22 protein-coding genes are annotated in these 22338 nt (G+C 44.5%); 12 read left to right on the forward strand and 10 right to left on the reverse strand.

Translation table 11 applies throughout. The features are described 5' to 3' along the window. Window positions 1-71 precede the first annotated feature (71 nt). Window positions 72-380: a helix-turn-helix transcriptional regulator gene (locus GKR61_RS08660; RefSeq protein ID WP_036948418.1), complete on the forward strand. Its 309-nt coding sequence runs from the start codon at window positions 72-74 to the stop codon at window positions 378-380. Between the two features lies 1 nt (window position 381). Continuing rightward, on the forward strand, window positions 382-1644 hold the full coding sequence (locus GKR61_RS08665) for a type II toxin-antitoxin system HipA family toxin (RefSeq protein ID WP_108478698.1): 1263 nt from the start codon (window positions 382-384) through the stop codon (window positions 1642-1644). A gap of 96 nt (window positions 1645-1740) precedes the next feature. On the opposite strand, the gene glpD is transcribed toward GKR61_RS08665, so the two are convergent. The 6 genes from glpD to GKR61_RS08695 form a co-directional block, all read right to left on the reverse strand. After that, complete coding sequence (gene glpD, locus GKR61_RS08670) at window positions 1741-3243, reverse strand: glycerol-3-phosphate dehydrogenase (RefSeq protein WP_036948421.1); 1503 nt, start codon at window positions 3241-3243, stop codon at window positions 1741-1743. Window positions 3244-3501: 258 nt separating this feature from the next. Next, window positions 3502-4260, reverse strand: a complete 759-nt coding sequence (locus GKR61_RS08675) for a DeoR/GlpR family transcriptional regulator (RefSeq protein ID WP_036948423.1) — start codon at window positions 4258-4260, stop codon at window positions 3502-3504. 27 nt (window positions 4261-4287) lie between these two features. Continuing rightward, window positions 4288-5133: a rhomboid family intramembrane serine protease GlpG gene (gene glpG / locus GKR61_RS08680; protein ID WP_154599868.1), complete on the reverse strand. Its 846-nt coding sequence runs from the start codon at window positions 5131-5133 to the stop codon at window positions 4288-4290. 16 nt (window positions 5134-5149) lie between these two features. Then, window positions 5150-5473: a thiosulfate sulfurtransferase GlpE gene (glpE, locus tag GKR61_RS08685; RefSeq protein WP_036948430.1), complete on the reverse strand. Its 324-nt coding sequence runs from the start codon at window positions 5471-5473 to the stop codon at window positions 5150-5152. Window positions 5474-5572: 99 nt separating this feature from the next. Then, the gene (nfuA, locus tag GKR61_RS08690) at window positions 5573-6151 is read right to left on the reverse strand and encodes a Fe-S biogenesis protein NfuA (protein WP_036948432.1); all 579 of its coding nucleotides are present in this window, start codon (window positions 6149-6151) and stop codon (window positions 5573-5575) included. A 63-nt stretch (window positions 6152-6214) separates the two neighbouring features. Next, window positions 6215-6898: a phosphoribosyltransferase family protein gene (locus GKR61_RS08695; RefSeq protein WP_108478700.1), complete on the reverse strand. Its 684-nt coding sequence runs from the start codon at window positions 6896-6898 to the stop codon at window positions 6215-6217. Between the two features lie 56 nt (window positions 6899-6954). On the opposite strand from GKR61_RS08695, the gene bioH reads away from it, so the two are divergent. Then, window positions 6955-7728: a pimeloyl-ACP methyl ester esterase BioH gene (gene bioH, locus GKR61_RS08700; protein WP_154639744.1), complete on the forward strand. Its 774-nt coding sequence runs from the start codon at window positions 6955-6957 to the stop codon at window positions 7726-7728. Between the two features lie 39 nt (window positions 7729-7767). Here bioH and GKR61_RS08705 read toward each other — a convergent pair whose 3' ends face one another. From GKR61_RS08705 to GKR61_RS08720, 4 genes are all read right to left on the reverse strand, one after another. Beyond that, a complete protein-coding gene (locus tag GKR61_RS08705; RefSeq protein ID WP_036948442.1) occupies window positions 7768-8001 on the reverse strand; it encodes a FeoC-like transcriptional regulator in 234 nt (77 codons plus the stop codon). A gap of 10 nt (window positions 8002-8011) precedes the next feature. Next, the gene (gene feoB / locus GKR61_RS08710; RefSeq protein WP_036948444.1) at window positions 8012-10330 is read right to left on the reverse strand and encodes a Fe(2+) transporter permease subunit FeoB; all 2319 of its coding nucleotides are present in this window, start codon (window positions 10328-10330) and stop codon (window positions 8012-8014) included. Window positions 10331-10384: 54 nt separating this feature from the next. Next, complete coding sequence (feoA, locus tag GKR61_RS08715) at window positions 10385-10615, reverse strand: ferrous iron transporter A (RefSeq protein ID WP_036948447.1); 231 nt, start codon at window positions 10613-10615, stop codon at window positions 10385-10387. Window positions 10616-11063: 448 nt separating this feature from the next. Next, complete coding sequence (locus GKR61_RS08720; protein ID WP_154599869.1) at window positions 11064-13403, reverse strand: Tex family protein; 2340 nt, start codon at window positions 13401-13403, stop codon at window positions 11064-11066. Between the two features lie 162 nt (window positions 13404-13565). Here GKR61_RS08720 and greB point away from each other — a divergent pair, with 162 nt between their 5' ends. The 9 genes from greB (at window position 13566) to GKR61_RS08765 (ending at window position 22264) form a co-directional block, all read left to right on the forward strand. Further along, window positions 13566-14051 carry a transcription elongation factor GreB gene (gene greB, locus GKR61_RS08725; protein ID WP_036948453.1) on the forward strand — a complete coding sequence of 162 codons (486 nt, stop codon included), beginning with the start codon at window positions 13566-13568 and terminating at the stop codon, window positions 14049-14051. Between the two features lie 114 nt (window positions 14052-14165). Next, window positions 14166-14885 (forward strand): osmolarity response regulator transcription factor OmpR, encoded by a 720-nt coding sequence (ompR, locus tag GKR61_RS08730; RefSeq protein ID WP_036948456.1) that lies wholly within the window; start codon window positions 14166-14168, stop codon window positions 14883-14885. Continuing rightward, window positions 14882-16213 carry a two-component system sensor histidine kinase EnvZ gene (gene envZ, locus GKR61_RS08735; protein WP_036948459.1) on the forward strand — a complete coding sequence of 444 codons (1332 nt, stop codon included), beginning with the start codon at window positions 14882-14884 and terminating at the stop codon, window positions 16211-16213. The genes ompR and envZ overlap by 4 nt, the downstream gene beginning before the upstream one ends. Window positions 16214-16628: 415 nt before the next feature. After that, window positions 16629-17672, forward strand: a complete 1044-nt coding sequence (gene pstS, locus GKR61_RS08740; RefSeq protein ID WP_036948462.1) for a phosphate ABC transporter substrate-binding protein PstS — start codon at window positions 16629-16631, stop codon at window positions 17670-17672. Window positions 17673-17783: 111 nt separating this feature from the next. Beyond that, complete coding sequence (gene pstC, locus GKR61_RS08745; protein WP_036948465.1) at window positions 17784-18740, forward strand: phosphate ABC transporter permease PstC; 957 nt, start codon at window positions 17784-17786, stop codon at window positions 18738-18740. Between the two features lies 1 nt (window position 18741). Next, entirely contained in the window at window positions 18742-19623 is an 882-nt protein-coding gene (pstA, locus tag GKR61_RS08750) for a phosphate ABC transporter permease PstA (protein ID WP_036948467.1), read from the forward strand. A 38-nt stretch (window positions 19624-19661) separates the two neighbouring features. Continuing rightward, on the forward strand, window positions 19662-20438 hold the full coding sequence (pstB, locus tag GKR61_RS08755; RefSeq protein WP_036948470.1) for a phosphate ABC transporter ATP-binding protein PstB: 777 nt from the start codon (window positions 19662-19664) through the stop codon (window positions 20436-20438). A 13-nt stretch (window positions 20439-20451) separates the two neighbouring features. Beyond that, complete coding sequence (gene phoU, locus GKR61_RS08760; protein WP_006663093.1) at window positions 20452-21183, forward strand: phosphate signaling complex protein PhoU; 732 nt, start codon at window positions 20452-20454, stop codon at window positions 21181-21183. A gap of 241 nt (window positions 21184-21424) precedes the next feature. After that, entirely contained in the window at window positions 21425-22264 is an 840-nt protein-coding gene (locus GKR61_RS08765; RefSeq protein ID WP_036948477.1) for an ABC transporter substrate-binding protein, read from the forward strand. The last annotated feature ends 74 nt before the right edge of the window (window positions 22265-22338 follow it).

The following is a 22338-nucleotide window of genomic DNA, read 5'->3' on the forward strand; positions in this document are numbered from 1 at the left end:
AACTTGCAGTAATCGACTTCTAAATCCATAATATTGTGTGTTATTGGTAATATTTTAACTTAAGGCGCAATATGTTGGATTTAAGCTTGAGTAAACCGAGTGAAATTGTCAAAAAACTCTGTGAAAGATTACGTTTAGAGCGACTGACATTAAAAATGACGCAGGCAGATGTCGCGGAACGTGCGGGTGTGAGTGCGAATACAGTTTCAAACCTAGAGGCAGGGAGAAATGTTAGTTTTGAGAACATGATCCGTATTGCGATGGTGCTTGGTCGCAGTAAAGAGCTTGAAGGATTGTTTATGCCAAATTTAAACAGCATTGATGATATTGTTCGTTACGATGAAAGCAAAAACCGTCAGCGCGTGAAAAAGGATAAGTGAAATGCTGAAGCAAGTTGATGTTTATTATAATGGCTGGGGGGAGCATTGGTTATGGGGGTCTTTGATTTCTAGTACCGCAATTACAGGTCGCCCACTTATTGCATTTGAATACTCCGATGCCGCTAAGCGCAGAGGACTTGAACTTTCACCTCTGCTCCTGCCACTGAAAGAGACTCAACTTCGCACTGATTTTCCTGCTCATCAATTAGGTTTACCTGGACCTGTCTATGATTCATTACCTGATGGCTGGGGAATGTTGTTGATGGACAGATTATTTCGACGAAGAGGCCTGAATGTGGCTCGTATCGGTGCATTAGAACGCTTAGTGTATGTTGGGCATAATGCAATTGGGGCAATGTCATTTGAGCCTGTTGCCACGGAGCTTCTTGATGAGCAAATTAATATTCCTCTCGACCAATTAGCGGAAGAAGTACAAGATGTTTTAAATGGTGAAGGCGAGCAGTTTTTACAGCAACTATTGCAAATTGGGGGTTCACCTCAAGGTGCTAGACCAAAAGCGCTTGTTTACCGAGACCCAAAATCGAATATTTTTACCACCGTTGCTGCGCCAAATCTTGAGGCTTGGCTAGTTAAATTCCCTGCAAAACATGAGCATCCTGAAGTTTGCGCTATTGAAATGGTCTATTCGGAATGTTTACGACGTTGCGGTATCCCAACCCCAAACACATTGCTGTTTAATTTAAAAAATGGGCTAGCTGCATTTGCATCTGAACGCTTTGATAGGCAGGGCGGCTTCAAAATTCCTGTTCAAAGTTTAGCGGCTTTGACTGGAGCAGATTATGCAATTCCAGGCAGCATTGATTATCTTAGTTTTCTTCGTGCAACACATAAATGCACGAATGATATTAGAGAGAAAAAATCTGCATTTGAACGTGTGGCCTTTAATGTCATCTTTAATAATCGTGATGACCACCCAAAGAATTTCGCTTACACCCTGTCTCAGTCGGGTCAATGGGCTTTGGCGCCTGCCTATGATGTGACGTTCTGTGAAGGGCCTGGAGGGTATCATCAAATGGATGTGATGGGTGAAGCGCTAAAAATTGGAAAGAGGCATTTGCTAGCATTGGCTGATGATGCGGATATCACTGCGCAAGAAGCTAATGAGACGATATCACGCCTATGCCATGTTGCTCGCAAATTTAGCGATATCGCAAATGAACATTATCCTAATAGAATTACGTCCACGACATTGAAACAGATCCAATCCAGAATTGATGACAACATCAAATTCTTAGAAAGATAATAAAGTAAAAGCGCCAGTCTGTGGGCACAGATAGGCGCTTTTGGTACAACAACGAGTTTTTTACGATTCTATCTTTACTGCGTATCTCTTGCGAGATTATGCTGTCACAGCCACTTTAGTGTGCTCTGCAAGCCATTGTGCAATGTGCTGTTTCTCAGCGTCGTTCAGCCACATGCCCAATTTGGTACGACGCCAAATTGCATCATCTAATTCTACAACCCACTCATTTTCGACTAAGTAGCGTAATTCAGCTTCATAGACGTTTGCGGCAAATGCTTCACCTAAATCAGACAGTGAGTTTGCACCTGCTAAAATCAACTTACTGTTGCTGCCGTAAGTTCTTGCATAACGCAGTGCTAAGCCTTCTGGGAGCCATGGGTAATGCTGGGTTAATACACGTGCGTAACCATCGCGGTCACAACCTTCGATATCGCCACCCGGTAACTGACCATTTTTAGTCCATGGACCGCTAGCGTTAGGGTAGTACGCCGCTAATTTACCCACAGCTGCTTCAGCCAGTTTACGGTAAGTCGTTAATTTACCACCGAAGACTGACAGTAATGGCGCTTTACCCTCTTCATCGTGAATATCTAAAGTGTAGTCACGAGTGATAGCTTGTGGAGAGTCTGACTCGTCATCACACAGAGGGCGAACACCAGAGTAATCCCACACAATATCTTGTTTAGTCAGCTGTTTTTTGAAGTGGTCGTTATACACTTTCAGCAGATAATTAACTTCGTTTTCGTCAATTTTCACATCTTTTGGATCCCCTTTGTACTCAACATCGGTGGTACCAATAATTGAGAATTCATCCATCCAAGGGATCACAAAGACAATTCGGTTATCTTCGTTTTGCAGGATATATGCTTGTGGTTCATCGTGAGCGCGTGGAACCACGATATGGCTGCCTTTGATCAGACGAATACCATAAGGGGATTTCAGTTTTAAGCCGTCATCGAAGAACTCTTTAACCCAAGGTCCTGTTGCATTGACCAGACCTTTAGCTTTCCAAGTATGAGTTTCGCCAGTACGTAAGTCTTGAGCTTCAACCACCCAAAGACCACCTTCACGGTATGCGCGAGTCACTTTTGTACGAGTGCGCACTTCACCGTTCTTGCGTACTACTTCTTGAGCGTTCAATACTACTAAACGCGCATCATCAACCCAACAATCTGAGTATTCGAAACCTTTGGTTAGTTCAGGTTTTAACACAGAGTTCTGGTTGAATTTTAAGCTCTTGCTGCTTGGCAGACTAACGCGTTTACCTAAATGGTCGTACAGGAACAGGCCGATACGGATCATCCAAGCTGGGCGTAAGTGAGGCTGATGAGGTAGACGGAAGCGCATTGGAAATGCGATATGCGGAGCCAGTCGCAATAAGACTTCACGCTCTGCAAGTGCTTCACTCACCAGTCTAAATTCATAATGTTCGAGGTAGCGTAAACCACCGTGGATTAGTTTCGAACTTGCAGATGAAGTTGCACTCGCTAAGTCTTGAGATTCAAGCAGCAGTACAGATAATCCACGCCCAGCAGCATCAGCCGCAATACCAGCGCCGTTGATTCCGCCGCCAATTACAATCAAGTCTTTCGTTTCCATGCATCCCCCTGAGATGTTCGAACCATTTTCTATAATGTTCGTTTTCGCTCATTTGATTGTAATCAAATTTTGTACGTCTGCCAACCTGTAATCCATAAAAATAACAAGCGCGTGATGCTAATAACATTTTGTGTATAAATTTAATCTGTTTAATAAGTTGGCAATATGACAAAGGGATGACAACAGAATGAAAAGAAAGGAAAAAATAAGAATTGATGGTAGGCAAGCTACCATCATTGGGAGGTTAAAGCTAGGGGGTTAGCAGAGCTCTAATTGAACGTTATGCTGTTCGATAACCTTTAGGATACTGGCTGGAGGCGCTTGGGTGGTAAACAAGGTATTGATTAGGTTCATATTGCCTAAATTTACCATCGCATTTCGACCAAATTTGGAGTGGTCGGTAACCAACATGACATGACGAGAATTTTCGATAATCGCGCGCTTGGTGCGCACTTCATGATAATCAAACTCAAGCAATGAGCCGTCCATATCAATCCCGCTGATCCCCAGGATGCCGTAATCCAGCCTAAACTGAGAGATAAAGTCGAGGGTAGCTTCACCGACAATTCCGCCATCGCGAGAACGAACTTCACCGCCTGCAAGGATCAAACGAAAATCCTCTTTTGCCATGAGCAATGTTGCGACGTTCAAGTTGTTGGTCACTACTCGCAGGTTTTTATGATTAACCAATGCGTGAGCAACGGCCTCAGGGGTTGTGCCAATATCAATAAATAGGGTTGCGCCGTCAGGAATTTGGCTTGCCACACGTTGAGCAATACGCGCCTTTTCTTCAGACCACATAGTTTTGCGGTCATTATAGGCGGTATTGACGGAACTCGAAGGCAAGGCTGCGCCACCATGGTGTCGTAGGATTTTATTTTGTTCAGCAAGATCATTGAGGTCTCGGCGAATGGTCTGAGGGCTAACCTCAAACTGTTCGACAAGTTCTTCAGTACTGACATATCCCTGAAGACGCACAAGTTCAACAATTGCATCATGTCTCTGGGTTTGTTTCACAGCATTAGCCTCTAATTATAAAATGTTCTATTTGGAACCTTGGTGTTTAAAACTGAGCCTATTATCCCATATTCCCATCAATAATCCGATAATTAACCCTGAAGTATGTGCGGCATTAGCAATGTCCATACCAAGCAAGTCAAAGTAACCGAAAAATAACCAGATAATTGAGAATACCATGAGCCCGCGAGGGATGCCGATACCAATTTCTGGGCGACGTTCGCCAGTGAGCCAAACATAGCTAACCAGTGCATAAACGACACCCGATAAGCCGCCGAAGTTATTTTCACTGAATAGGGATTGACCCCAGTTACTGAATAATGCGGAGACTAATAAAATGGTGAACAGTTTTCCTGTGCCCATTTTTTTCTCAACTTGCCCGGCAAGAAACCACCAGAGCGCAAGGTTGAAACCGATGTGCGAAATAGAAAAGTGAACGAACGCTGGGCTTATCCAACGCCACAATTCACTTTGCTGATCACCAATGGGCCAACCTAGATAGTATAGAACGACACGGGGATCTGTCAGGGTGACCCAAAGATAGACCGCGATAGACAGCAAAATAACGGCGATAGTTAATGGGCCTGATTGCTGTTTTAAATAACTGAATGTCAGATAGTTTCGATACTGAAATTGGGCATCTGTGCGACCCGTTTGCCAGCTGGCTTCGAGGTAACGAGGATCATTAGGGTTACGCAAAAAGGTTTCTAACTCTTGGCGTACTTGCTCAGTATGCTGCTCATCGGCGAGCCAAAGTTCATAATGTTGTTGGTCGTTGGAAGGATGGAGTTGTAGTTGGATATTTTGTCCAGCCATATAATCGACAAACGCTTGAGCCATCCGTGGGTTTTCAAAAGAGATAATGTGGATCATAAATACGTTGTCTCGTTTAGAGCGCCGTTATGGCTTGTGGGTATTCCCGTGACCATGCCTCAAATCCGCCATTAATGCTATATACAGATTCAAAACCAATATTAATTAAGTATTGCGCCGCACCTTGGCTGCTGTGACCGTGGTAGCACATCACCATAATCGTTTGTTCGTAATCTGTTTTTTCGACAAACGGGTGAAGTGATTCATTGGTTAAGTGGTAAGCGCCTGTCGCGTGACCAGCACGAAAACTTTGGGGATCGCGAACATCGACAAGGATAGCAGTGCCATCTAGCCAGTGCTGATAAGCTTGTTCAGGTGTTAGTGTCTCAAAATGGTCCATAAAATACCGGAAAATTAGGGGAAATGTCATAAAAGAGCATCCACAGGAGTGCTGAGGATGCTCTAATACTCAGTAGAAAATGCGGGTGAGCAGAATCTATTAGTAGAAAGAGTGCTCGCCGCGTTGGTGCTCAGTCAGGTCTTTAACACCTTTTAATTCACCTTCGAACATTTTCAGTAATTCTTTTTCGATACCTTCTTTCAGCGTCACATCGACCATGGAACAACCATTACAGCCGCCGCCGAATTGCAGGATAGCAAAACCATCTTCGGTGATTTCCATTAAGGAAACACGACCGCCATGGCTCGCTAATTGTGGATTAATTTGTGATTGTAAAACGTATTCAACACGCTCAATTAATGGCGCATCTTCAGACACTTTACGCATTTTCGCGTTCGGTGCTTTTAAGGTTAACTGAGAGCCTAATTGGTCTGTGACGAAATCAATCTCAGCATCTTCTAAGAATGGAGCGCTAATTTCATCAACATAAGCAGAGAGTTTTTCAAACTTCAGCTCTTTATCGGTGGCTTCTACGGCACCAGGAGGGCAATAAGAAACACCACACTCAGCGGTTGGTGTGCCTGGGTTAATGACAAATACTCGAATTTGGGTTCCTGACTCTTGGCTTTCCAATAACTTGGAGAAGTGAGTCTGTGCTGCTTCTGTAATATTAATCATAATCTCTTGCTCAATAATAGTTGACTGCTTTAGTTGGTTATAATACGCCCATTTACACCCATCCTACAAGGTGCGACAGAGTGACCACGCGTCAACAGTATGCGCTCCCGCACAAATCAACAATTGAGCGGCGGCATGCATGGTTGAGCCAGTTGTAATCACATCATCAATAATAGCTATGTGTAGACCTGAAACCGAAGTTTCAAGGGTAAATGCCTCTTTTAGGTTATTGCGGCGCTGCTTACGTGTTAATGAAACTTGCGCCAGTGTATCACGAGAGCGCAATAATGAATTTTGCGAATAGGCAATATTTAACCATGTGGTTAAATTACCACCAATTAATGCCATGTGATCAAATCCTCGACGCCAACATCGTCGAGGGTGGGGAGGTATGGTTATCAATAAGTCGGGTTTTTTCCATTGCTGTTGGCGATATCCATTCAGCCAATAAAGTAAAAATATCCGCGTCAGGGGGATAGCTAACTGGGGTTGATAACGAAATTTATATTGATGGATAAGCTGGCGTAATGGCGCTTGATATGGCGTTACGGTAATCAACCTTTGCCAAGGCGGTGGCTGTACAAGGCAGCGCCCGCAAGGAAATTGATGATATTCACAAGGAAGAGCGCATTGTGGACAAACCTTCGGCATTGGCGGTAAGTTTTTGATACAAAAGCTGCATATTCCTTGCTGGGGAATTTTTAATAACTGCCGGCATAGCCAACAGACCCCTTCCATTGCTAGCATAGGCGAGTCCTAGATTGAAAAATCAGAATGAAAATAATATTGAAGAGAGTGTAACCATGGCGACGTTATATTGGCAGACAGTGGGTGAAGGAAAACAAGATATTGTGTTACTGCACGGATGGGGACTGAATGCCGAAGTCTGGCAAACAATTATTCCTCGACTAGCTTCGCAATTTCGCATCCATTTAGTTGATTTACCGGGTTATGGGCGTAGTCACGATTTCACTCCGATGACCATTCAATCAATGGCCAATGTTGTGTGGGAACAAGCACCTAAAAATGCGATTTGGCTGGGGTGGTCTTTAGGTGGGTTAGTAGCAAGCCGTATCGCGCTTGATCACCCTAATGAGGTAAAAGCCTTAATCACCGTGGTATCTTCCCCTTGCTTTGGGGCTCATGATGAGTGGCAAGGTATCAAGCCCGAAGTCTTACTTAATTTTGAGCAGATGCTGGCTGAAAATTTCCAGCGTACCGTTGAGCGTTTTCTGGCACTGCAAACATTGGGAACTGAAAGCGCCCGTGAGGATGCGCGTACATTGAAATCTGTGGTATTGGCGTTGCCAATGCCATCGGTTGAAGCCTTGAATATGGGGCTGGAATCTTTACGTACTGAAGATTTACGAGAGGAACTCACCCATTTACAGGTGCCTTTCTTACGCGTTTATGGTTATTTAGATGGCTTGGTCCCGCGTAAAATCGCAGGGAAATTAGATGAGTTGTATCCCAATTCATTATCCGTTGTGATGCGTAATAGCGCTCATGCGCCGTTTATTTCTCATCCCGATGAGTTTTGTGAAACATTGGTTCAGTTTGCGAAATCATTGAACTAAATCAGTGTATTAGAAGCTGATTCGCTGAGATGAAAACAACTATTTAATCTTATAGACAAAATGTGAGCAATCGTGACTCTCGGGGCATCCTTTACAACTGGTACCCGTAAGGCACGCGCTCACATCGATTTTTTCAATTTTCCCCATACTGACCAGCTTTTCAGCCATGGCATTGACCAGTGCAGCAGGGGCGTTTAGTTGAGAACTCAGAAGCGCAATGTCAGCTTGCCCATATAATGCAATTAAATCTCGGACTTGCAGCAAGCTGACCATCGTATTTTCCTTAGTGGCAACTGTTGTTAGAACAACCTGAACATTGTTGCGCTGTTTTGGATTTAATATTAAACGTCACACGGCTGCGCATACGGCGTAGAGCGGTGATCAGTACAATATTAAACAGTAGCACCGCGCCAATGGTGATCAAGCTGCTTTGTGGATGTTCGCTAAATGTAGCTGTTTGATAGAACAGTGCTGCGAGGCTATAAGCCACGTTTAATCCCCACAGAATAGAGAATGTCATCCAGCTTTTGTTGGTTTCACGGGCGATTGCTCCCATTACTGACACACAAGGCACATACAGCAGCACAAAGATTAGGTAACTATAAGCGGCGATATCTGAACCAAATTTCGCTGCCATGGTACCCATGGAGCCTGTTGCCATCTCGGCATCACCCATACTCGCTTCGATTGGGTTGGATAATGCACTGATGGAGAATGTCTCTTTTAAGCTATCCCACGTATCCGTGACTGCCGCACCTAACTCATCGAGCAGGTCAAACGATTCTGCATCGAAAGGTTCACTGGTAATCGCTTCGGCGGTGTACAGGGTATTTAAGGTCCCAACCACCACTTCTTTAGCCATTGCACCGGTGATCAAACCGACAGTCGCTTGCCAGTTATCATTGTGTACGCCGATAGGCTGTAATACTGGGGTGATCACTTTACTGACGGAAGCCAGCGCAGAGTCATTAATGTTGTCCACAGGCTTGCCGGATAACGAAAAGCTATTTAGCGCACCGATAAAAATACTCGCTACCACAATGACTTTACCTGCACGGATCACAAAGCCTTTTAAACGCTGCCAAGTTTGGATAAGCAATGTTTTTGCATGAGGTACATGGTAGACCGGCAGTTCCATCACAAACGGGGACGCTTCACCGCGCATCAAAGTATGTTTCAGTAGCAGGCCTGTTAGGATTGCCACGACAATACCGAGAATGTAGAGGGAGAACACGACGCTTGCGCCGTTTTTACCAAAGAATGCCGCTGCAAATACTGCGAAGATAGCTAAGCGAGCACCGCAGGACATAAACGGTGCCATAAGCACGGTGATCAAGCGTTCACGAGGTGCATCTAAGGTTCTTGCTCCCATGATAGAAGGTACGTTACAACCGAAGCCAACAATTAATGGAACAAAAGATTTACCCGGTAAACCAAGAGATTGCATCAGTCTATCCATAACGAAAGCTGCTCGAGCCATATAGCCTGAGTCTTCCAAGATAGATAAGAACAGATACATCATACCGATTTGTGGCACCAGAGGCAGAACGGTATTGATACCACCGCCAACACCTTGAGCAAGGAAAACGGTCAACCAATCAGGGAAGTTTGCTGTTGCTCCAATCCATTGAATACCATGAATAAAGATAGCTTCAGAGGCCCCTTCAAAGAACGGTTGTAAAGCACCACCGATATTGATCGCAAGGACGAACATTAGATACATCACGAACAAGAAAATTGGCACGCCAAGCCAGCGGTTCAAGATAAATTTATCCAGCGCTTGAGTGAGTTTATTCGGCTCAGCGGCACTGTTATTAATCGCGGCGTCACAAATTGAGGCAATGGATTGATAGCGAGCGTCCGCAATGAGCAACTCGGGTTCTTCTTGCAAGGTATCTTTAAGTCTAAGGCGAGTTTCAGCAAATACTTGCTCAGAGATATCAGCTCGTTGGCGGCTATAAATATCGCCTTCTAAAATCTGGAGAGCTAACCAACGGCGCTGCTGCTGACTAAATTGCTGAGCAGAAATTTGCTCTGAAAGCATATCCACGGTTTGTAACAGTTGTGGCGGATATTGCACTAGGGCTTGTTGGCTATTTTGAGGATGGCTATCAATCGCTTGTTTGAGCTGTTCAAGGCCAGTTGCACGGGTAGAGACCATTGGGATAACAGGGCAACCGAGCTGTTTTTCGAGCTGTTTAACATCAATATCGATATGTTGGCTTTTGGCAATATCCAGCATGTTCAGTGCGACGATGCAGGGAACACCTAGTTCAACAAGCTGTAATGTCAGATATAAATTGCGCTCGAGGTTTGAGGCATCCACCACGTTGATCAACATGTCGGCTTCGCCACTTAAAATAAAGTAGCAGGCGATTTGCTCATCGAGGGAGGTTTGCTCTGAGATAGTTGTAAGGGAATAAGTACCTGGTAAATCAACGAGTTCAATCTTGTGTTCAGGTGTGTGGAAGCGTCCAACTTTACGTTCGACGGTCACTCCTGCCCAGTTACCGACGCGCTGACGTGACCCTGTTAACTGGTTAAACAAGGTTGTTTTACCTGCGTTAGGGTTGCCAATAAGGCCGATAGTTAATGGTTTCATAGTGTATGCCAGTCGTGAAAATGAAAATCTTTATTGGAATTAATCCAAAAATAATTAGTTCGCTTGAGCTTCATCTAAGTTAATCAGAGCTAAATCTTTTTTGCGTAATACTAAGCTGACGCGATGAGTTTCAATTTGCACGGGATCACCAAACGGCGCTACGCGCACAACTTTGAACACTGAGCCTGGAAGCAGACCGAGGGAAAGTAATTTTTGGCGATAGGCCGGACTTATCTCTGGTGAAAAGCCAAGTATTTTATAACTGCATTGAGGAAGTATGGACATAGTACCTTCCAATTACGGTTTATTCTGTTGATTTAACATGAAAACTGCGATGTTAAATTACAGAGAGTGTTATTAAGAATAATATTGATAATTATTATTATAAAAGTGGTTATCTTTAAAAGAAATAGAATGGAAGATAAAATTAAATCTAATTAACAATGAGAATCATAATCATCTACCATGATTATATTTAGCCTCTTTTTCGGGCAATATTAAATGATGTGGATCAAAAAGGGATTTAGTTGGCGGAGTTTTTTAAAACGAAAAGGCAGATGTTAGTATTGTTAATTAATATAATTAAATAAGACAAAATGCAGATAATAAATTGAATTAGTTATTTAATTTATTTCTATAAGAAAAATGGAATATGTTTAAATTAAGTACGGAGAGATGATTGAATACATTTTAATAAATGCCCTTACCGATGAAACAGCAAGGGCATCATATCTTAGCGCTTTTTACCAAAAGCAGCAGCCAGTGCATCACTCATCGCACTGTTGCTAGACGCAGAGCTAGATGATGAATTTCCTCGCGCATTCCCTCGTGAAGCAGGGGCTTTGCGGGTATTTCTATCTTGCGCTGGAGCCGCACTGCGAGGTGCGCTGTTACCTTCACCCGCTTGTTCATCTAAGCGCATAGTGAGCGCAATACGCTTACGAGCAATATCCACATCCAGCACTTTGACTTTCACAATGTCACCCGTTTTGACGACTTTGTGAGGATCTTCAACATAGCTGTTTGAAAGGGAAGAAATATGCACTAGGCCATCTTGATGAACACCAATATCCACAAATGCCCCGAAATTAGTGACGTTAGTCACTGCACCTTCTAAGATCATTCCCGGTGTTAAGTCATTCATCGTTTCGACGCCGTCAGCAAAGGTTGCCGTTTTAAACTCAGGGCGTGGGTCACGGCCCGGTTTTTCCAGCTCTTTGATGATGTCTGTGACGGTAGGAACCCCAAACTGTTCGGTGGTAAATTCACGTGGGCTTAAGCCATTTAATACCTGTGAATTGCCCATGATCTCTTTGAGTGGCTGACGTACAGCTTCAAGGATTTTTTCAACGATTGGGTAGGCTTCCGGGTGAACCGTTGAGGCATCCAGTGGGTTATCCCCATTGGTGATACGCAAGAAACCCGCACACTGTTCAAAGGCTTTCGGACCTAAGCGAGCGACCTTGAGTAACTGTTTTCTGTCATTGAATTGACCATTCGCATCACGCCAATCAACAACATTTTGCGCGATCATTTTGCTCAAGCCAGCAACACGGGTAAGTAGTGCCACGGAAGCGGTATTTAAATCGACGCCGACGGAGTTTACGCAGTCTTCAACGACTGCATCTAACTTACGGGCTAGCTGAGTTTGGCTGACATCATGCTGATATTGGCCGACACCAATAGATTTCGGGTCGATTTTCACCAGTTCAGCCAGCGGGTCTTGTAAGCGACGAGCAATAGAAACCGCGCCACGCAGAGATACGTCTAAATCAGGGAATTCTAATGCTGCCAGCTCAGAAGCGGAATAAACAGAGGCACCTGCTTCACTGACAATGACTTTTTGCGCCGTGACGTCAGGGAACTGTTTTTGCACTTCAGCAAAGAAGCGTTCGGTTTCTCGTGATGCAGTTCCGTTACCAATCGCGACCAGCTCAACGTGGTATTTCTGGCATAATGCGGCAACGATAGCAGCCGCTTTGGCAGCTTGGCCTGTGTGCGGGTAAATGGTATCTGTCGCCATGACTTTACCCGTCGCATCAACGACCGCGACTTTGACACCTGTACGTAAACCCGGATCGAGACCCATCGTGGCACGCATACCCGCAGGAGCTGCCATCAATAAGTCACTGAGGTTACGGGCGAATACGTTAATTGCTTCTTCTTCCGCTTTCTCGCGCAGGGTGCTCATGATTTCGGTTTCTAGGTGCAGTAACACTTTGACTCGCCACGTCCAACTGATGACAGCTTTACGCCATTGGTCAGCGGGGGCATTGTTCAAACGAACATCTAAATGGCGAGTAATAATTTCTTCGCAATAACTCTCTTTTGGCGGCTCTTCAAACTGAGGGTCGCAGTTGAGGGATAACTGCAAAACACCTTCATTGCGACCACGGAACATGGCCAAAGCGCGGTGTGAAGGAACTTGAGCAACGGGTTCATGGTGATCAAAATAGTCGCTAAATTTTACACCCTCAGTCTGTTTGCCATCAGCAACAACAGAAACAATGTGCGCATTCTTCCAAATATAGTCGCGAACTTTCGCTAATAAGGTAGCATCTTCGGCGAAACGCTCCATTAAAATGTAGCGAGCACCATCTAAAGCGGCTTTGGTATCCGCAACGCCTTTATCTGCGTCAACATAGCTTTGTGCAAGTGTATCCGGTGACTGGCTTGGATCGTTCCACAGCGTATCCGCTAAGGGTTCTAAGCCCGCTTCGATAGCAATTTGCCCACGAGTACGGCGCTTTGGTTTGTAAGGGAGGTAAAGATCTTCGAGTTCGGTTTTATTCAGCGTTGTATTGATAGCAGAAGCGAGTTCTGGAGTAAGCTTACCTTGTTCATCAATGGATTTTAGAATGGTTTGCTTACGGTCGTTTAACTCTCTCAAATACCCTAAACGGCTCTCTAGCTGACGTAGCTGAGTGTCATCCAATCCCCCCGTAACCTCTTTACGGTAGCGGGCGATAAATGGGACGGTATTGCCTTCATCCAATAATGTAATGGCTGAAAACACCTGTTTTGGTTGGGCTTGTAGTTCGGCCGCAATAATTTGGCTTAGAGTTTCATTCATGTCGTGTTTAAATACCTACTCAAAGAACAGTGAAAATAGACTGCACAGTTATACTTGCTGGTAGACAGAATTGCCAGACAGAATTTTTGTCTAGTGGTAGGCAAGTCGCAGATTATATTTTATAAAATATTATAATTATCCGATTTATATACCTTTAATGAGATGAATAAGAGCCTTTTAATTACCCGTGAAGGATGGGACGCTTTAGACAAAGAACTTAAGTATCTTTGGAAAGAAGAGCGCCCTCGAGTGACGCAGTCTGTCTCTGAAGCCGCAGCCCAGGGGGATCGTTCCGAAAACGCAGAATATATCTACGGTAAAAAACGGTTGCGGGAAATAGACCGCCGTATTCGTTTTCTATCCAAAAGGTTGGATCAGCTTAGAATTGTTGAACCCGATCCTCGACAAGAGGGGCGTGTGTTTTTTGGCGCATGGGTTAAGCTTGAAGATGATAATGAAAATATCAGAATTTTCCGGTTAGTGGGGGCGGATGAATTTGATCCTGCTAAGCAGTGGATTTCTATCGATTCACCAGTCGCTCGCGCATTAATTGGCAAGCAGGTTGATGATGAAGTGGTCGTCACAACGCCGGGCGGAAAAGTCACCTATTTTGTGCTAGAGATTAGCTATAAACCATTAATCAGTTAACGAGTAAAATGATTCATTAAAGTTAGTGTTAATGGTAAATTAATGGCATGAATATTATTTTTGTTACTTTCATCAGCAGAATAATTCTAAAATTCCACACTTTGGGGGCTATAAATGCAGGAAAGTTATAAAGTTCTCGTCGTCGATGATGATATGCGTTTACGTGCTCTGCTTGAACGTTACCTCACCGAGCAGGGTTTTCAGGTAAGAAGTGCAGCGAATGCTGAACAGATGGACAGGATCCTAACACGGGAATCTATTCATTTAATCGTATTGGACTTGATGCTTCCTGGGGAAGATGGCTTATCTATTTGCCGTCGTTTACGTAGTCAAAATAACCCAATTCCAATCATTATGGTTACCGCGAAAGGCGAAGAAGTTGACCGTATTGTGGGCTTAGAAATTGGTGCGGATGACTATATCCCTAAACCGTTTAACCCTCGTGAACTGTTAGCGCGTATTCGTGCGGTGCTGCGTCGCCAAGCGAATGAGCTACCAGGTGCGCCATCGCAAGATGATGCCGTCATCACTTTTGGTAAATTCAAACTGAACCTCGGAACCCGTGAAATGTTCCAAGGCGAAGAGAATATGCCATTAACCAGTGGTGAGTTTGCGGTGTTGAAAGTATTAGTTTCTTATCCACGCGAACCATTATCTCGTGACAAGCTGATGAGTTTGGCTCGAGGTCGTGAATACAGTGCGATGGAGCGTTCTATCGACGTTCAAATTTCACGTTTACGCCGTATGATTGAAGAAGATCCTGCGCACCCACGTTACATTCAAACCGTTTGGGGCTTAGGATACGTATTTGTTCCAGATGGAAGTAAAGCATGAAGCGACTGAGGTTCTCACGACGTAGTACATTTTCTCGCTCGTTATTTTTGTTTGTCGCACTCCTGTTCGCAAGCCTTGTGACCAGCTATATGGTTGTATTGAATTTTGTTGTGATGCCAAGCTTACAGCAGTTCAATAAAGTGCTTGCCTATGAAGTACGTACATTGATGACAGAGAAAATGGTTCTACAAGATGGAACCTCAGTGCGAGTTTCACCCGCATTACGTAAAAAAATCTACAATGAGCTCGGTATTACCTTTTACGCCCATTCAGCGGCGATGGAAGAGGGATTAAACTGGGCAAAAGAGTATGATTTTCTAAGTGAAAACATGTCGGAATACTTGGGTGGCAAGGCCAGTGTGCATCTGGAACTTGGGCGTGAGTATCCGATATTGTGGTTAACATCCTACCTAGCACCAGATATTTGGGTGCGCGTTCCGCTCACCGAAATCGGCCAAAATCAGTTTTCTCAAGTTTTCCGCTATACACTCACGGTCTTCCTCACGATTTTTGCGGGGGTTTGGCTCTATATTCGCTATCAAAACAAGCCATTATTAGAGCTGGAATATCACGCGGGTGAGGTCGGTAAGGGGCATGTTATGCCGCCGATGCAAGAGAAAGGTGCCACAGAGGTTCGCGCGGCTATTCGCTCGTTCAACCATATGGCGGCAGGGATAAAATCCCTCGAAAATGACCGCACTGTATTAATGGCAGGGGTCAGCCATGACCTTCGAACGCCACTAACCCGCATTCGTCTCGCAACGGAAATGATGGGACCAGAAGATGGCTATCTCGCTGAATCTATCAACAAAGATATTGAAGAGTGCGACGCAATCATCGGTCAATTCATGTCTTACCTGAAAACAGGGCAAGAAATGGATATGGAGTTTTGCGACCTTAACGCTATTCTCAACGAAGCTGTTGTTGCTGAAACCAACGTCGTGGGAGAAATTGAAACCAATTTAGTCCCAGGACCAGTGATGTTCAACGGTAACCATCTCGCTATCAAACGCGCAATTACCAACATGATAGTCAACGCTTATCGCTACGGAAATGGCTGGATCAAAGTCAGCAGTGGTAAAAACGAAGATTACGTTTGGTTCCAAGTTGAAGATGACGGCGCAGGGATCAAAGAAGAAGACATTCAACGCCTATTCCAGCCGTTCGTACAGGGTGAAAAAGCCCGAAGTAACAAAGGTACAGGGCTGGGACTCGCGATAATTCGCAGGATTATAGATGCTCACGAAGGGAATATTGAGATCCATAAAAGTGAGCGCGGCGGGTTTGCTATTCGGGCCCTTCTCCCTCTCAAAGAACGCGAAGACTGATATCTCGTCGTATTTCAACTTGTAGGGGTGTTGACTACGCTCAGCTACTCAGGTCACATACTCATGTATGCTCCCTGAGATATCTTTGCTTGTCGCCTACCTACAAGCTGAAATACTTAGAGATATACTGTGTAGAAAGATAGAAAGAGAAATAAATTTTTTCATTTATGACAATATGTCATATTCCAAACGCTAAGCTGTCACATTCGCTGTTCTTATTTAGTTTGTTGAAAAATAAGTAAATAATCATTTTTGTACCATTCTGCTACACTTAATCATGTCGATAAAATCCGCAAATGTCATAAAACTGTCATAAAGCTGACATATTGCCGTAACTCAATTGTCCTATTTTCCCTACCGTGACATACACCCAATAATTTAATACTTGATTATTTCTTACATCCCCGGAGGGATTATGAAAATGATGCGTACCACACTAGCAAGCGTAATGGCAGCAACCTTATCTCTGACTGCAATGTCTTCTTTTGCTGCTACCAGCCTGACCGGAGCTGGCGCGACATTCCCTGCTCCTGTTTATGCGAAGTGGGCAGATACTTATCAGAAAGAAACAGGTAATAAAATTAACTATCAGGGGATCGGTTCTTCTGGTGGTGTAAAACAAATTAATGCAAAAACAGTTGATTTCGGTGCGTCTGATGCGCCATTGACTGATGAAAAACTCAAAGAAGACGGCTTATTCCAATTCCCAACCGTGATTGGTGGCGTGGTTTTAGCGGTAAACGTTAAAGGCATCGAATCTAATCAACTGGTTCTTGATGGTAAAACTCTGGGCGACATCTACTTAGGCAAAATTGCAAAATGGAATGACCCAGCCATCGCAAAACTGAATCCAAACGTAAAATTACCTGACCAAAACATCGCTGTAGTTCGCCGCTCTGATGGTTCTGGTACCACATTCGTCTTCACAAGCTACTTAGCAAAAGTTAGCTCAAACTGGAAAGATGAAGTGGGTGCAGGTTCAACGGTTAACTGGCCGAAAAACAGCGTAGGCGGTAAAGGTAACGACGGCGTTGCAGCCTTTGTTCAACGTCTGCCAGGCTCTATCGGTTATGTAGAATATGCTTACGCAAAACAGAATAATCTTGCGTATACTAAGCTGGTTTCTGCAGATGGTCAGCCAGTTTCACCAACAGGTGAAAGCTTCAGCGCAGCAGCGAAAAAAGTGGATTGGTCTAAATCATTTGCACAAGACCTGACTAACCGTGAAGGCGCTAACGCATGGCCAATTACCTCAACCACATTCATCTTAGTTCACAAGCAACAAGCGGATGCGGAGAAAGGTAAAGCGGTTCTTGATTTCTTCAACTGGGCTTACGACAAAGGCGGTAAACAAGCAGAAGCATTAGATTACGCTGTGTTACCTCAAGAAGTTGTGACCGCAGTACGTGCAGCATGGAAAACAGAAGTAAAAGATAGCCAAGGTAAAGCACTGTTCTAAGTGCCCCTCGGGTTGGAAAAGGGTAAGCGGGGGCTGAGGAATAGCTCCCGCTTATTCACCGTAGTAACGTAAGTCCTACTGAAAAGTAGGCATGGAATGAGAACAAAGCGCATGGCCGAAAAAATAACGGCATTCAAAGCCCCTAGTAAATCGGGCGACGTGATTTTTAGTGCATTAGTCAAAATAGCAGCGCTAATCACTCTCCTCATGCTTGGTGGCATTATTATTTCCCTGATTTTCGCATCTTGGCCAAGTATGCAGAAATTCGGGTTTTCGTTTTTGTGGAATAAAGAGTGGGATGCGCCAGCAGAGCAGTTTGGTGCATTAGTGCCTATCTACGGCACCATCGTCACATCATTAATCGCTCTGATTATCGCCGTACCCGTGAGTTTTGGTATCGCATTATTCTTAACAGAGCTAGCGCCTAACTGGTTAAAACGCCCATTAGGTATTGCGATTGAGCTTCTCGCTGCAATCCCAAGTATTGTTTATGGTATGTGGGGACTGTTTGTCTTCGCTCCGTTATTTGCAGAATACTTCCAAGAACCAGTTGGTAATGTCATGTCGAGCATTCCAATTGTTGGCGAACTGTTCACTGGTCCTGCGTTTGGTATTGGTATTCTTGCGGCGGGTATTATCCTTGCCATTATGATCATTCCTTACATCGCCTCTGTAATGCGCGATGTATTTGAACAAACTCCTGTGATGATGAAAGAGTCAGCCTATGGAATTGGCTGTACTACATGGGAAGTGATTTGGAATATCGTTCTGCCTTATACCCGTAATGGGGTGATTGGTGGTGTGATGCTGGGGCTAGGTCGTGCATTGGGAGAAACCATGGCGGTCACCTTCGTCATCGGTAACACTTACCAGCTCGATAGCCCTTCACTGTTTATGCCGGGTAATAGTATTACCTCTGCGCTGGCGAACGAATTTGCTGAAGCGGAAAGTGGTTTACACACGGCGGCATTGATGGAACTTGGTTTAATTCTGTTTGTGATTACCTTCATCGTTCTGGCGATTTCCAAGCTGATGGTAATGCGCCTTGCTAAGAATGAGGGACGCTAATATGTCGATTTCTGAACCTGTTGTAGTGAATCAAAAAGAGCGTGCACGCCGCCAAGCATGGCGCCGTCAAGTCAACAGAATGGCATTATTAGTCTCCATGCTGACGATGGCATTTGGTCTGTTCTGGTTAGTGTGGATTTTATTCTCCACGGTAACCAAAGGGATTGATGGTATGTCCCTCAATCTGTTTACTGAAATGACACCGCCGCCAAATACAGAAGGTGGTGGTTTGGCGAACGCCATTGTGGGAAGTGGATTGCTTATCTTGTGGGCGACCGTTATCGGAACACCATTAGGGATTTTAGCGGGTATCTACTTAGCGGAATATGGTCGCAAATCGTGGTTAGCTTCGGTGACGCGTTTTATTAACGACATTCTGTTATCTGCGCCTTCAATTGTGGTTGGTCTGTTTGTTTACACCATTGTGGTGGCTCAAATGCAGCATTTCTCGGGTTGGGCGGGGGTAATTGCACTTGCATTACTGCAAATCCCAATTGTTATTCGTACCACTGAGAACATGTTGAAGCTCGTGCCTGATAGCCTGCGTGAAGCGGCATATGCACTGGGCACACCAAAATGGAAAATGATTTTATCCATTACATTAAAAGCATCTGTATCTGGGATTATTACCGGTATTTTGCTGGCTATCGCGCGTATTGCGGGGGAAACCGCACCGCTGCTGTTTACGTCACTCTCGAACCAATTCTGGAGCACCGACATGAATGAGCCAATTGCTAACTTACCAGTGACTATCTTCAAATTTGCAATGAGTCCGTTCTCTGAATGGCAGCAATTAGCATGGGCAGGGGTTCTCCTAATCACCTTATGTGTCCTGTTAATCAATATCATTGCCCGTGTTGTGTTTGCACAGAAAAAACACTAATCCCAGACGAATAAAAGAATTGATAGAGAGAAGTAGCCATGATTAATGCAAACGATATTGCAAACAGTAAAATTAAAGTTCGTGACCTTAACTTCTACTATGGAAAGTTTCACGCGCTGAAGAATATCTCTTTAGACATTGAAAAGAACAAAGTGACTGCGTTTATCGGCCCATCAGGTTGTGGTAAATCCACGCTGCTGCGTACCTTCAACAAAATGTACGAACTGTATGGTGAGCAACGCGCAGAAGGCGAAATTTTACTGGATGGTCAAAACATCCTGACTGATAAACAAGACATCGCGTTATTACGTGCAAAAGTCGGTATGGTATTCCAAAAACCAACGCCATTCCCGATGTCTATCTATGACAATATCGCGTTCGGTGTGCGTTTGTTTGAAAAGCTGTCCCGCGTCGAAATGGACGAGCGTGTGCAGTGGGCGCTAACAAAAGCGGCACTGTGGAATGAAACCAAAGATAAACTTCACCAAAGCGGCTATAGCCTCTCTGGTGGTCAGCAACAGCGTCTGTGTATTGCGCGTGGTATCGCCATTCGCCCAGAAGTTCTGTTACTCGATGAGCCATGTTCTGCTCTGGACCCAATTTCAACGGGGCGTATTGAAGAGTTGATCAGCGAATTGAAATCAGAATATACCGTGGTGATCGTTACTCACAACATGCAACAAGCGGCGCGCTGCTCTGATTACACGGCATTTATGTACTTGGGTGAGTTGGTGGAATTTAATAACACTGACAAGATGTTTACCACCCCAGAAATGAAACAAACTGAAGATTATATTACTGGCCGCTACGGTTGATATGGAGCCGACGATGGATACGCTGAACCACAACAAACATATATCAGGGCAGTTCAACGCTGAACTGGAACATATCCATACTGAGTTGATGACCATGGGAGGGCTAGTTGAAGAGCAGCTCACCAAGGCTATCACTGCGATGCATAATCAGGATGAAGCCCTAGCGCGAGAAGTGATTGCCAATGACCATAAAGTCAACATGATGGAAGTGGCAATCGATGAAGAGTGCGTCAAAATCATCGCCAAGCGCCAGCCAACCGCGAGCGACTTGCGTTTGATTATGGCAATCTCGAAAACCATCGCTGAGCTGGAAAGAATCGGTGACGTCGCGGATAAAATCTGCCAAACCGCACTGGAAAAATTCTCTCAGCAGCACCAGCCATTGTTGGTGAGCTTGGAGTCATTAGGTCGCCATACCGTGCAAATGCTGCATGACGTGCTAGATGCTTTTGCGCGCATGGACTTGGAAGAAGCTATCCGTATTTATCGTGAAGATGAAAAGGTAGACCAAGAATACGAGGGGATTGTCCGTCAGTTAATGACGTATATGATGGAAGACCCGCGTACCATTCCAAGTGTTTTAACTGCGCTGTTCTGTGCTCGCTCCATTGAGCGTATCGGTGACCGTTGCCAGAACATTTGTGAATTTATTTTCTACTATGTTAAAGGGCAAGATTTCCGCCATGTAGGTGGAGACAGCCTTGAAAAAATGCTGACTAGCTCGAAAGACAGCAACAAAGAGTAACTGTTAAACCACTGGGGTGCTGGCCACCTCAGTGTTCATCTTCTTCATTTTCTTCTTGCTCGATAAGAGTCTTAATCTGCAACATTTTAGGGGTCGCTCCGATGAATTTTCGCCCCTTTTTTTATGTCTATCCATATTCCAAATTGATATAAATATATTATTTAATATTATTTCAGGTGCTAAGAAATAGTTGATAGCTTGTGATGGTCGATTTACACAAATTTACCGTTAGGGGTATTCAATGAAAGCTCGTTTTCTTACTTCCGCACTTTTAGTTGCAGGTCTGGCGCTGACAGCGAATGTCGCTAGCGCAGATAAATTAGATGATATTAAACAAGCGGGAGTGATCCGCATTTCTGTTTTTGACAGTAATCCCCCATTCGGATTTATTGATCCTAAAACCAAGAAACTTGCTGGCTATGATATCGATATCGCCCAAGCGATTGCTGATGATCTTGGCGTGAAATTAGAGCTGCGTCCAACCAACCCAGCTAACCGCATTCCACTGTTAACATCCGGCAAAGTTGACCTGATTGGTGCCAACTTCACAATTACAGATGAACGTGCAAAACAGGTGGATTTCTCCATTCCTGACTTTGCAACAGGGCAAAAATTTATCGCGCGTAAAGGCGTACTGAAAACCCCTGAAGATATCGCTCCACTGCGTATTGGTGCAGACAAAGGAACTGTTCAGGAAGTGACTCTGCGCGAACGTTTCCCGAATACCAAAGTTATCTCTTACGACGATACCCCGCAAGCTTTCGCAGCGCTACGTAACGGTAACGTACAAGCGATCACCCAAGATGATGCGAAGCTGGTGGGCTTGCTCGGTAACTTGCCAGAAAAAGTGAAAGCAGACTTTGAAATTTCACCATTTAGCTTAACCAAAGAGTACCAAGCGCTAGGCGCGAGCAAAGGAGAAACGCGTTTAATTGAAAACGTGAATGCTACCTTGCTGAAACTGGAGAAAGAAGGCAAAGCGAACGAGATTTATAACCGTTGGTTTGGTCCAGACACCAAAGCGGCACAACCACGTGGTGAATTCAAATTTGCCCCATTGAGCGAGCAGCCTAAATCTTAAGTTAGTCATGCAGTTTAGTGAGAGTAAACGCCCCTGCCATGTTGCAGGGGTTGTCAGTTATAGCGAGGCGAAAT

Origin of the sequence: Providencia sp. wls1916, assembly GCF_009706585.1 — a bacterium.
GTDB lineage: Bacteria > Pseudomonadota > Gammaproteobacteria > Enterobacterales > Enterobacteriaceae > Providencia > Providencia lanzhouensis.

Bases quoted from the DNA above. Each gene is read 5' to 3' on its own strand.
- GKR61_RS08660 (WP_036948418.1), top strand. From the start codon at position 72: ATGTTGGATTTAAGCTTGAGTAAACCGAGTGAAATTGTCAAAAAACTC.
- GKR61_RS08665 (WP_108478698.1), top strand. From the start codon at position 382: ATGCTGAAGCAAGTTGATGTTTATTATAATGGCTGGGGGGAGCATTGG.
- glpD (WP_036948421.1), bottom strand. From the start codon at position 3,243: ATGGAAACGAAAGACTTGATTGTAATTGGCGGCGGAATCAACGGCGCT.
- glpG (WP_154599868.1), bottom strand. From the start codon at position 5,133: ATGATCCACATTATCTCTTTTGAAAACCCACGGATGGCTCAAGCGTTT.
- glpE (WP_036948430.1), bottom strand. From the start codon at position 5,473: ATGGACCATTTTGAGACACTAACACCTGAACAAGCTTATCAGCACTGG.
- nfuA (WP_036948432.1), bottom strand. From the start codon at position 6,151: ATGATTAATATTACAGAAGCAGCACAGACTCACTTCTCCAAGTTATTG.
- GKR61_RS08695 (WP_108478700.1), bottom strand. From the start codon at position 6,898: ATGCTAGCAATGGAAGGGGTCTGTTGGCTATGCCGGCAGTTATTAAAA.
- bioH (WP_154639744.1), top strand. From the start codon at position 6,955: ATGGCGACGTTATATTGGCAGACAGTGGGTGAAGGAAAACAAGATATT.
- GKR61_RS08705 (WP_036948442.1), bottom strand. From the start codon at position 8,001: ATGGTCAGCTTGCTGCAAGTCCGAGATTTAATTGCATTATATGGGCAA.
- feoB (WP_036948444.1), bottom strand. From the start codon at position 10,330: ATGAAACCATTAACTATCGGCCTTATTGGCAACCCTAACGCAGGTAAA.
- feoA (WP_036948447.1), bottom strand. From the start codon at position 10,615: ATGTCCATACTTCCTCAATGCAGTTATAAAATACTTGGCTTTTCACCA.
- GKR61_RS08720 (WP_154599869.1), bottom strand. From the start codon at position 13,403: ATGAATGAAACTCTAAGCCAAATTATTGCGGCCGAACTACAAGCCCAA.
- greB (WP_036948453.1), top strand. From the start codon at position 13,566: ATGAATAAGAGCCTTTTAATTACCCGTGAAGGATGGGACGCTTTAGAC.
- ompR (WP_036948456.1), top strand. From the start codon at position 14,166: ATGCAGGAAAGTTATAAAGTTCTCGTCGTCGATGATGATATGCGTTTA.
- envZ (WP_036948459.1), top strand. From the start codon at position 14,882: ATGAAGCGACTGAGGTTCTCACGACGTAGTACATTTTCTCGCTCGTTA.
- pstS (WP_036948462.1), top strand. From the start codon at position 16,629: ATGAAAATGATGCGTACCACACTAGCAAGCGTAATGGCAGCAACCTTA.
- pstC (WP_036948465.1), top strand. From the start codon at position 17,784: ATGGCCGAAAAAATAACGGCATTCAAAGCCCCTAGTAAATCGGGCGAC.
- pstA (WP_036948467.1), top strand. From the start codon at position 18,742: ATGTCGATTTCTGAACCTGTTGTAGTGAATCAAAAAGAGCGTGCACGC.
- pstB (WP_036948470.1), top strand. From the start codon at position 19,662: ATGATTAATGCAAACGATATTGCAAACAGTAAAATTAAAGTTCGTGAC.
- phoU (WP_006663093.1), top strand. From the start codon at position 20,452: ATGGATACGCTGAACCACAACAAACATATATCAGGGCAGTTCAACGCT.
- GKR61_RS08765 (WP_036948477.1), top strand. From the start codon at position 21,425: ATGAAAGCTCGTTTTCTTACTTCCGCACTTTTAGTTGCAGGTCTGGCG.